General features: G+C 71.6%; 8 protein-coding genes. 4 read left to right on the top strand and 4 right to left on the bottom strand.

Features of this window, described 5'->3' with window-relative positions; all coding sequences use genetic code 11:
- The coding region (locus tag ACS04_RS37705) for a DUF1203 domain-containing protein (protein WP_158977537.1) at window positions 1-81 on the top strand (81 nt) is incomplete at its 5' end.
- 64 nt (window positions 82-145) lie between these two features.
- Here ACS04_RS37705 and ACS04_RS26925 read toward each other — a convergent pair.
- Entirely contained in the window at window positions 146-1,174 is a 1,029-nt protein-coding gene (locus tag ACS04_RS26925) for an aspartate-semialdehyde dehydrogenase (protein ID WP_048479372.1), read from the bottom strand.
- 260 nt (window positions 1,175-1,434) lie between these two features.
- Between ACS04_RS26925 and ACS04_RS26920 the strand changes: the two genes are divergently transcribed.
- The gene (locus tag ACS04_RS26920; RefSeq protein ID WP_398022776.1) at window positions 1,435-2,841 is read left to right on the top strand and encodes a M28 family peptidase; all 1,407 of its coding nucleotides are present in this window, start codon (window positions 1,435-1,437) and stop codon (window positions 2,839-2,841) included.
- 211 nt (window positions 2,842-3,052) lie between these two features.
- Here ACS04_RS26920 and ACS04_RS26915 read toward each other — a convergent pair whose 3' ends face one another.
- The gene (locus ACS04_RS26915) at window positions 3,053-6,379 is read right to left on the bottom strand and encodes a S8 family serine peptidase (RefSeq protein WP_048479436.1); all 3,327 of its coding nucleotides are present in this window, start codon (window positions 6,377-6,379) and stop codon (window positions 3,053-3,055) included.
- A 274-nt stretch (window positions 6,380-6,653) separates the two neighbouring features.
- Entirely contained in the window at window positions 6,654-7,220 is a 567-nt protein-coding gene (locus ACS04_RS26910) for a CGNR zinc finger domain-containing protein (RefSeq protein WP_048479371.1), read from the bottom strand.
- A gap of 130 nt (window positions 7,221-7,350) precedes the next feature.
- Here ACS04_RS26910 and ACS04_RS26905 point away from each other — a divergent pair, with 130 nt between their 5' ends.
- Entirely contained in the window at window positions 7,351-7,809 is a 459-nt protein-coding gene (locus ACS04_RS26905) for a VOC family protein (protein WP_209441787.1), read from the top strand.
- A gap of 23 nt (window positions 7,810-7,832) precedes the next feature.
- A complete protein-coding gene (locus tag ACS04_RS26900) occupies window positions 7,833-8,735 on the top strand; it encodes a pyridoxamine 5'-phosphate oxidase family protein (RefSeq protein WP_048479370.1) in 903 nt (300 codons plus the stop codon).
- Here ACS04_RS26900 and ACS04_RS26895 read toward each other — a convergent pair.
- Window positions 8,711-9,670 (bottom strand): hypothetical protein (locus ACS04_RS26895; RefSeq protein WP_048479369.1); only part of this gene is annotated, 960 nt, incomplete at its 5' end. The genes ACS04_RS26900 and ACS04_RS26895 overlap by 25 nt on opposite strands.

Raw genomic sequence — 9,670 nt, 5'->3', positions numbered from 1 at the left:
TTCGCCGACCCGCGGGCCGCCCTCGTGCACGTACGCGCCACCGAGTTCGGCTGCTTCCTCTTCGAGGTCCGCAGGCCCTGACGGCCCCGGACGCGCGGGAGGGGCGGCGCCGGCCGGCGCCGCCCCTCCCGCCGCGTGACCGGTGTCAGCCGCGGAGCTCCTCGGCGACCAGCTCGGCGATCTGGACCGCGTTCAGGGCGGCGCCCTTGCGGAGGTTGTCGTTCGAGAGGAACAGCGCGAGGCCGTTCTCCACCGTCTCGTCGACGCGGATGCGGCCCACGTACGAGGCGTCCTTGCCGGCCGCCTGCAGCGGGGTCGGGATCTCCGAGAGCTCGACGCCCGGGGCGTCCTTGAGGAGCTCGTACGCGCGCTCCACGCTGATCGGGTTCGCGAAGCGGGCGTTGACCTGGAGGGAGTGGCCGGAGAAGACCGGCACGCGCACGCAGGTGCCCGAGACCTTGAGGCCCGGGATCTCAAGGATCTTGCGGGACTCGTTGCGGAGCTTCTGCTCCTCGTCGGTCTCGAAGGAGCCGTCGTCGACCAGGTTGCCCGCGAGCGGGACCACGTTGTAGGCGATCGGGCGCTTGTAGACCTTCGCCTCCGGGAAGTCGACGGCCCCGCCGTCGAAGGTCAGCTGGTCGGCGGCCTCGGAGACCGCGCAGGCCTGGCCCTTGAGCTCGGCCACACCGGCCAGGCCCGAGCCTGAGACGGCCTGGTAGGTGGTGGCGACCATGGCGGTGAGACCCGCCTCGTCGTGCAGCGGGCGCAGCACGGGCATGGCGGCCATGGTGGTGCAGTTCGGGTTCGCGATGATGCCCTTGGGGCGGTTCTTGATCGCGTGCGGGTTGACCTCGGAGACGACGAGCGGCACCTCGGGGTCGCCGCGCCAGGCGGAGGAGTTGTCGATCACGACGGCGCCCTGGGAGGCGACCTTCTCGGCGAGGGCCTTCGAGGTGGCGCCGCCCGCGGAGAACAGCACGATGTCGAGCCCGGAGTAGTCGGCCGCGGAGGCGTCCTCGACGGTGATCTCCTTGCCCTCCCACTCGAGGGTCGAGCCCGCGGAGCGGGCCGAGGCGAACAGCCGCAGCTCGTCCACCGGGAACTTGCGCTCGGCGAGGATGCCGCGCATGACCGCGCCGACCTGACCGGTGGCTCCGACGATTCCGACCCTCACGGTGACTCCTTCTGCTCCGTACGACGCGACGACGCGTGCGCGCGTGGAGCCATCATGCGTTCGACCCCACGAGTCTTGTCCAATCCATTGTCCGAGGAACGGACGGTGTCCTGGATGTGAACGCGCGTGACACGTTCGTGGCGGCCGTGTTGCACCCCCGCCGACCGCCCGTTTTGCCTGGTCGCAGCCGGTTACGGTCCGGTCTGTCGCGTCCGGTCACCGGACGGGCGTTCCGCATGCCGAACCCGGGGAGAACCATCGTGCGAGCCACCCGCCACCGCAGCCGCCACCGCCGCCGGTCCATACCGGCCCTCGCCGCCCTCGCGGCCGCCGCCGTCGCCGCGCCCGTCCTGCTGACCGCCACCCCGGCGGACGCCCACCCGCGCGAGGGCAGGCTGGCCAAGCAGCTGGTCGAGGAGGTCACCGCCCGCGGGGCCTACCGCCACCTGGCGAGGTTCCAGCAGATCGCCGACGCCAACGGCGGCAACCGCGCGGCGGGCACCCCGGGCCACGCGGCGTCGGCCGCGTACGTCCACGACACCCTGAAGAAGGCCGGGTACGAGGTCTCCTACCAGGACTTCGACATCCACGAGGCGCACACGAAGACGGAGAGGACCACCGTCCTGACCGGCTTGGACGGCGCGCCGGGCGAGCTGCCCACCGCCGCCTTCAACTTCACCCGGTCCACGCCGGCGGGCGGCCTCCTCGCCCCGCTCGCCCTCGCCCGGGTCGACGAGACCCCCGGCTGCACGGCCGACGACTACGCGATCGGCACCTTCACCGGGAAGATCGCCCTGGTCAAGCGCGGCTCCTGCACCTTCGTGGAGAAGCAGAGGGCGGCCGCCGCGGCGGGCGCGATCGCGGTCATCGTCTACAACCACAGCGGCACCACCCCGGTCCGCGGCGGGTTCTCCTCCCCGGACGAGGGGATCATCCCGAGCGCGGGCGTCAGCCTCGCAGACGGCGAGGCACTGGCCGCGGCCGCCGCGAAGGGCGAGGTGACGGTGCGCCTGGACCTGGACCAGGAGCACGTGAAGAAGACCACCCGCAATGTGATCGCCGAGACCAGGGGCGGCCGCTCCGACCGCGTCGTCACCGTCGGAGCCCACCTGGACTCGGTCCCCGAGGGCCCGGGGATCAACGACAACGGCTCCGGCTCCGCCGGTCTGCTGGAGGTGGCCCTCAAGCTGGCCGACGAGGGCGCCAACAGGAAGGGCAAGGGCCCGGCGAACAAGGTCCGCTTCGCCTGGTGGTCGGCCGAGGAGCTCGGCCTGCTGGGCTCCGAGCACTACGTGGCGCAGCTGTCCGGGAAGCAGAAGAAGGACATCGCGCTCTACCTGAACTTTGACATGATCGCCTCGCCGAACCCGGTGCAGTTCGTCTACGACGGAGACGACTCGGACAAGACCGGCGAGGGCGCCGGCCCGGCCGGCTCGGCGCAGATCGAGGCGCTCATCAACGGCTTCCTCGACAAGAGGCACAAGCCGCACGAGGGCAGCGACTTCGACGGCCGCTCCGACTACGGCCCGTTCATCGCGAACGGCATCCCGGCCGGCGGTACGTTCACCGGCGCCGAGGGCGTCAAGACGGCCGGGCAGGCCCGGCGCTACGGCGGCACGGCGGGGCCCCGTACGACCCGAACTACCACGGGGCGGGCGACACCCTGAAGAACCTCGACCTGAAGGCCTTCGACACCAACCTGGACGTCATCGCCCACGCGGTGGGCACCTACGCCCAGAACCTGAGCTCACTGGGCAAGTAGCGGGCGGCCGGCGCCGAGGGGGGAACGGCGAGGGGGAACGGCGAGGAGGAACGGCGAAGGGGCGGGCGCCCGATCGGGCGCCCGCCCCTCCGTCATGCGATCAGCCGGTCATTCCGTTACGGGGTGACCTTCTCGATCTGGACGCTGCCGGTGCCGGCGGCGGTGCCGCGGGCGTTGAGCAGCTTGACCTCGCCGAAGAACTGACGGCCCTCGGGGGCCGGAGCGGCGGCGAGGACGTTCGCCGTGACGGTCGCCGAGGCGCCGCCCGCGAGGTTCACCGCGGCGCCCTCGTCGACCTGGACGGAGCCCAGGGCGGACGAGAAGTACACGTCGCGGTAGTTGTACGTGGTGGTGCCGGCCGGAACGGCGTAACCGTCCACCTGGATGGTGTAGGTGCCGGCGGCCGGGTTGAGCAGGGTCACGGCCTCCTCGGAGTCGCCGTCCGCGGAGGAGCCGACCTTCACGCCGTCCTTGAGGACGGTGAGGTCGAGGTCGGCACCGGCGTCGGAGACGCCGCCGATGGCCACGTCCAGGCGGGAGACGCCCTCACCGATGGTGACGGTGCTGATCTGGGTCTCGCCGTTCGCGATGGTCGGCTTGGCGACCTTCGCGGAGCCCAGCGGGCCGCCCTGGAGCTTGCCGCCGGAGATGGCCGCGGCCTCGTTCTTGATGGTCCACTGGACCGGGGCCGGGGTGCCCTGCTTCACCTCGGGCAGGACCTTGACCGCCGGGTCGAAGGCCGCGCCGAGCACGGAGACGTCCAGCTTGAACGGGTTGTCGAGCAGCGGCGACGTACGGCGCGACTCGACCTCGATCTCCCAGACGCCCGGCTGCGGGTTCGCGTACGAACGCAGGTCGGGGCGGCACTTGTTGGCCGGGTTGTCGTAGTTCGGGTAGCACTGGGTGGTCGCGCTGTCCTCGACGCCCACACCGTACGGGTGGATCGAGATGAAGCGCGTCTGGCTGCCCGCCGCGAGACCGCCGAGGGCGACCTCGAGGGACTTCGCGCCCTGCGGAACGGTCACGAAGTACGACTTGTGGCTGTTGCGCTGGACCGAGGAGGTGTCGGACATCGTGAACGACGGCTGCGCCAGCGGCGTGGAGGCCACGACCGTGGTCAGGATCTGCTTGTCGATGCCCTCGTTGGTCGCGTCGTCCAGCTGCAGGATGCCGCTGTGGACGCCGGCCGACTTCGGGTTGGCCTCGACCTTGATGGTGACCGGCTTGTTCAGCGGCAGCGTGACGTAGTCGTAACCGCCGACGACCTTGAACGTGCCGTCGTTGTTGCGCCACGTCAGGTCGTGCCGGGTGCCGTACTTGACGCCCGTGGTGCGGGTGACGACGACGTCGTAGACCTTCTTCTGGCCGACCTTGAGGCCGCCCTCGCGGTCGTAGAGGCCGGTGCCGAAGCCCGGGGTCTTCAGGAACTGGTCGATCGCGGTGTCGACCGGGGCCTTGACGGTGAACTCGTTGGCCTTGGCGCCGCGCTGGAGGGACTCCCACGCGTCGACGATGTTGATCAGGCCCGCGCCCTGGGCGTGCGCCGGGACGTCGGCGATCTTCTTCGCGGTGCTGGTGAGCGCCACGCGCAGGCTCGCCGGGGTGACCGTCAGGTGCTGCTGCTTGGCGGCCGAGAGCAGCAGGGCGCTGGCGCCCGTCGCCTGCGGCGAGGACATCGAGGTGCCCTGCAGCATCGAGTAGCCGGCCGGCAGGCTGTAGCCGGCCTCCTTCACCGGGGAGCCGGGCAGCCAGGTCTGCGTGGTGTTGATGGCCGCGCCGGGGGCGGTGATGGTCGGCGTGAAGCCGCCGTCCTCACGCGGACCGCGCGAGGAGAACGGGAACATGTTGTACTGCTTGGTCACGCCGGAGCCGTAGTTCGCGGCCCAGGTCTCCTTGGAGACCGCGGCACCCACGGAGATGACCTTGTCCGCGAGACCGGGGTCGCCGATGGTGTTGACACCGGGACCCTCGTTGCCCGCCGAGATGACGAGCTGGACGCCGTAGGTGTCGATGAGGTTCTTGTAGAGCTCGGCGCGGGCGTTGTTGCCGTCGTTCAGCGCCGGCAGGCCGCCGATGGACATGTTGACGATGTCCACACCGCGGTTGACGACGAGGTCGATCATGCCCTCGGTCAGCGCGACGTTGGTGCAGCCGCCCGACCAGGAGCAGGCGCGCGAGGAGACGATCTTCGCGCCGGGCGCCTCGCCGTTCATCTTGCCGCCGAAGAGGCTGTTGGCGGCGGTGATGCCGGCGACGTGCGTGCCGTGCTCGGACTCGATGATGCCGATGTTGACGAAGTCGGCCTTCTTGCCGACCCAGTCCCCGCCGAGCGGGTCCATCGGGACGTCCTTGCGGATCTGGATCACGAACGGGATCCGCTCGGCGACGTCGGTCGCCGGGTTGTCCGTGCCGAAGTAGCCGATCTGGTAGCCGTCCTTGTACGGCTTCATCGGCTCGTTGTTCGTGAAGTCGCCGTCCTGGTCGGTGTCGACGCGGACGGTGCCGGCGGCGGCGTCGTAGAGCATGCCGAACCGGTCGGTGGTGTCACCGTCGCGGTTGACGTCGCCCTTCGCGTCACCGGTGGCGGTGATCGACTCGCTGAACCGGCTCCACTGGTACGAGCCCTCCGGGGCCTTCCAGCTCTGGCCGCCGGCGCTGAAGGTGCCGCCCGTGGCCGTGACCGGGGTGATCTGCGCGCGCCAGGTGGCGTCGTTGTCCGTGATCGGGTCGGTCGCGGTGACCCAATCGACGATCTTGCGCTCGCCGGTGGTGGTCTTCTGGAGCGCAGGGTGGCCGAGGTCGACGCCCGAGTCCAGGATGCCGATGGTCACGCCGCGGCCGTCGGCCTGCGGGTTCTTGGCGACGAAGTCCACCGCGCCCGTCTCGAAGGACGGGTTGTACGGGTTCTTCGCGGGGGTGTTCTTGTCCGGCCCGGGGTAGGTCTCGGAGGCGGTCTTCCCCGCCGCCCCCGCGTCCTTGCCCGCGTCGGGACGCGGGTCCGAGAGCTGGATCTCGTGCTTGAGGTCCAGGGCGTGCACCGAGGACAGCTTCGCGGCCGCCTTCAGGGCGGCCTCGGCCTTGGCGGTCGGCAGCGTGGCCCGCACGTAGCCGATCTTGTCGTTCGTCTGGCCGACCGAGGCGCCCTGTACCGCACCGAGCTGGTCGGCGACCTGCTTGGTCTGGCCGGGGGCGGTGGCCACCATGACGGTGACGGTCGCGTCACCCTTGGCCTTCGCCGCCTGGAGCAGCTCGGCGTCCGCCGAACCGATCTTCTCGTCGGCGGACTTGACGGCCGGGGTCGTGCCCGGGGTGCCGGCGGGGCCGGTCGCCGCGAACACGGGCATCGCGCCGGCGGTCGCCAGCGCGGCGACCAGGCCGGCCGCGGCCGCGACGCGTGCGACGCGTCTGGCCCCGGATATGGAGCTGGGGGATTCGAGGGTCATCAGCATCCCTGGATAAGTGAAAGATACGGTCCGGATTTCGGTGCCGGATGACCGGTCAGCTTTGCGCAATCGACCGCTCTTTGGGGAGCCTTGTCATTGACCGAGACCTGACATGGCGGACTCTCGCCAGGTCACGTCATGCGCCATCGAGGCCGTACCGGGGCGTACTCGTACGAATCCCAGGGACTGAAGAGTTGCTTTGTCGACTTCCCGACCTCATTGCGAGGAGGGTCCGAAGTCCCGTCTCAGATCGGGTGTGACAACTTCCGGGCCGTCAGCGCACGCGCGTGCGCGCGTAGTGCCGCGAGGCCTTCGCCCGGTTTCCGCACACGGACATCGAGCACCAGCGCCGGGTGCCGTTGCGCGAGGTGTCGTGGAAGTGCAGCACGCACGACTCGGAGGCGCACTTGCGGATCCGCTCGGGTGCCGAGTCCAGCAGTTCCAGGTAGTCGCGGGCGGCCGTCCAGGCCGGACCCCAGGTCGGATCCTCGAACTCGGCGCGCTCGCCCGGGCCTTCGGGGGTCAGGGTGGCCCGGATCCGGCCATGCTCCAGGACGGCGTCGACCAGGGCGCGCGCACTTTCGTCGGCCGGGTCCGCGACCGCGCGGGCGAGCGCCTCGCGGGCGGTCAGCAGGTGGACGAGGGTGGCGGCGTCGGCGCGGAAGCGGCCGTCCAGACCGGTACTGCGCAGCCAGATCGCGAGCCCCTCGACGCGGGTCAGCCCGAAGGCGCCGGCGAAGAGGTCGGCGATCTCGCCGTCCCGCATCCAGCGCGTGTTCAGCAGGTCCAGTGAGACCGGCTCGCCCGTCAGGGGACGGGGATCCGCCGCCGCTGTCGCCATGTCGCCGCTCCTTTGCAGACACCCGCTAACCCCTCAAGGGTACGTGACCGGTTGACACTCTTGATCCTAACCCCTAACTTAAATCTAGAAGGTTAGAAGTGAGTCGTGGAACCGATGAAAGGGGGCAGCCGTGACGGCTGTCATCAGTAAGCTGCGCACCGGGCACGTGGGTCTGAACGTCACCGACCTCGCCCGTTCCCTCGCCTTCTACCAGGACGTCCTCGGCTTCGAGCCGCTGGGCGAGGGCAAGGAGGCGGACCGCCGTTTCGCCTTCCTCGGGCAGGACGGCGAGCTCGTCCTCACGCTCTGGCAGCAGGCCGAGGGCGCGTACGCCCCGGCGGCCGCGGGACTGCACCACCTGGCGCTCTCCGCCGCCACCCTCGACGAGGTCCGGGCGTACGAGGAGCGACTGCGCGGGCTGGGCGTGGAGTTCGCCTACGAAGGGGTCGTCGCCCACGGCGAGGGCAGGGCCTCCGGCGGCATCTTCTTCCACGACCCCGACGGCACCCGCCTGGAGATCTCCGCACCGGCCGGCGCCGAGGGGGCGCCCGCCCCCGTCCCGGGGGCTCCGACCTGCGGTTTCTTCTAGGCACTCAGTCAGGAGGCGGCATCATGGACCGGTACCACCAGGGCTCACTGGCCGTGCAGGAACGCGTGGGGGTGCGCGAGCTCGCCGAGCACGTCGGCCGTTCGATCGGCGCGGGCATCAAGGACGTGGCCGCGGCCTTCCTGGAGTTGCAGCCGCACCTGGTCGTCGGCGCCGCGGACGGGGCGGGACGCATGTGGGCCTCGCTGCTCACCGGCCCGCCCGGTTTCGTCCGGGCCACGGGTCCGCACAGGATGGCGGTCGCCGCGGGGGTGCCGGCCGGGGACCCCCTCGCCGAGGCGCTCGCCACGGCGGGTACCCGCGTCGGGACCATCTCCCTCGACCCGCGCACCCGGCGCCGGATGCGCCTGGGCGGGACCCTGGAGGTGACCGCGCGGGGGTTCGCGGTGGAGGCGGAGCGGGTCTTCGCCAACTGCCCCAAGTACATCCAGAAGCGGCAGCCGCTGGAGCTGGTCGCCGAAGGGACCGGTGTCGTGCGGCGCGGGGGCGCGCTCACCCCCGACCAGGAACGGGCCGTCCGGGCCGCCGACACCTTCTTCGTCGCGACCACCGCCGCCGACGGCGTCGACGCCAGCCACCGGGGCGGGATGCCGGGCTTCGTCGAGGTGCTCTCGCCCGTCGAGCTGTCCTGGCCCGACTACGCGGGCAACGCCATGTTCCTGACCCTGGGGAACCTGGCCACCGATCCGCGGGCCGGGCTGCTCTTCCCGGACTGGGAGAGCGGGGCGGTGCTCCAGCTCAGCGGCACCGCCCGGACCGAGTACGGGCCCGACGGCAGCCGGAGCGTCCGCTTCCGGGTCGAGTCGGTGGTGGAGGGCCTGCACCCCGGGCGGCTGCGCTGGAGCGCCCCGGAGTACTCGCCGGCCAACCCGGCGCTGCCGCCTCACCGCGGGAGCACGACCAGGTAGGCGGCCGGCTCGCGGTCGGCGGACGCCGTCAGGGCGGTGCGCACCACGGCGGCCTGCTGCTCGGGCCAGTCGCGCAGCTTGCGCGGGGTGATGTGCAGGACGGTCACCCCGAGCCGCTCCAGGGTCTCCCGCTTGCGCACGGCCTCCGAGAACTGCTCGTCCTCGCCCTGCCGCGGCGCGCGGGTGTCGATCTCGACGGCGACGGCCTGGTCGGGCCAGTAGGCGTCGACCCCGCCGAGGTGCGGGCCGCCGGGGAGCCGCAGGTCCACGTTCCAGACCGGCTCGGGGAGCTCGTGGCCCCGTACGAGCTGGTACAGCCGGTCCTCGGCGATGGCCCGCCCCTCCGCGAGCAGGGACTCGACGGCGTCCACGACGTGGGGCCGGTTCAGCAGCCGGGCCACCGTCAGCTCCCGTACGACGGCCGCGGGTTCGCAGTGGCCGCCGCGCACGGCCTCGCTGAGCAGGCGGCGTACGGTGCCGGCGTCGGAGAGCCGGGCCACCGCGTCCGCCAGGGCCCGGGCCACCGGGGCGACGGGCAGCCCGGTCACCTGCTGCGGGCGCGGCGGTGTGTGCGTGCGGACGATCCGGACGGCGTCGACGGAGCGGAGCCGGCGGGTGTGGGGCACCAGTACGTCGATCTGCGTCAGGGCGAGCAGCGCGGGCGCGGAGGCGAACCGGTACAGCGCGAGGGCCGCGAGCCCGGTGATCATGGCCTCCCCGCCGCGCCGGCCTGCGTACAGCAGGGCGGCGTGCAGGCGCTCCTCACTGGTCGCGGCGCCGGGGTGGAGGAGGAACACCCCGGGCAGGATCTCCTGCCAGGGCCGCTCGGCGGCTTCGGCGGCGCCGACGCCGTGCTCGCGGAGCTGGGTCAGGCTCATCACGCGGGGGCTGCTGCCGGTGAGGTGGGCCAGGGGGAGGGGCGCGTTGTGGTTCAT

It is taken from the genome of Streptomyces roseus (genome assembly GCF_001044425.1).
In the GTDB taxonomy this organism is placed as follows: domain Bacteria; phylum Actinomycetota; class Actinomycetes; order Streptomycetales; family Streptomycetaceae; genus Streptomyces; species Streptomyces roseus.
Note: the sequence above shows the minus strand (reverse complement) of the source record. Positions and strands in the feature narration are given on the sequence as shown.

Excerpts from the sequence above, each read along its gene's own strand:
- ACS04_RS26915 (WP_048479436.1), bottom strand. The coding sequence starts at position 6,379 with ATGACCCTCGAATCCCCCAGCTCCATATCCGGGGCCAGACGCGTCGCA.
- ACS04_RS26910 (WP_048479371.1), bottom strand. The coding sequence starts at position 7,220 with ATGGCGACAGCGGCGGCGGATCCCCGTCCCCTGACGGGCGAGCCGGTC.
- ACS04_RS26900 (WP_048479370.1), top strand. The coding sequence starts at position 7,833 with ATGGACCGGTACCACCAGGGCTCACTGGCCGTGCAGGAACGCGTGGGG.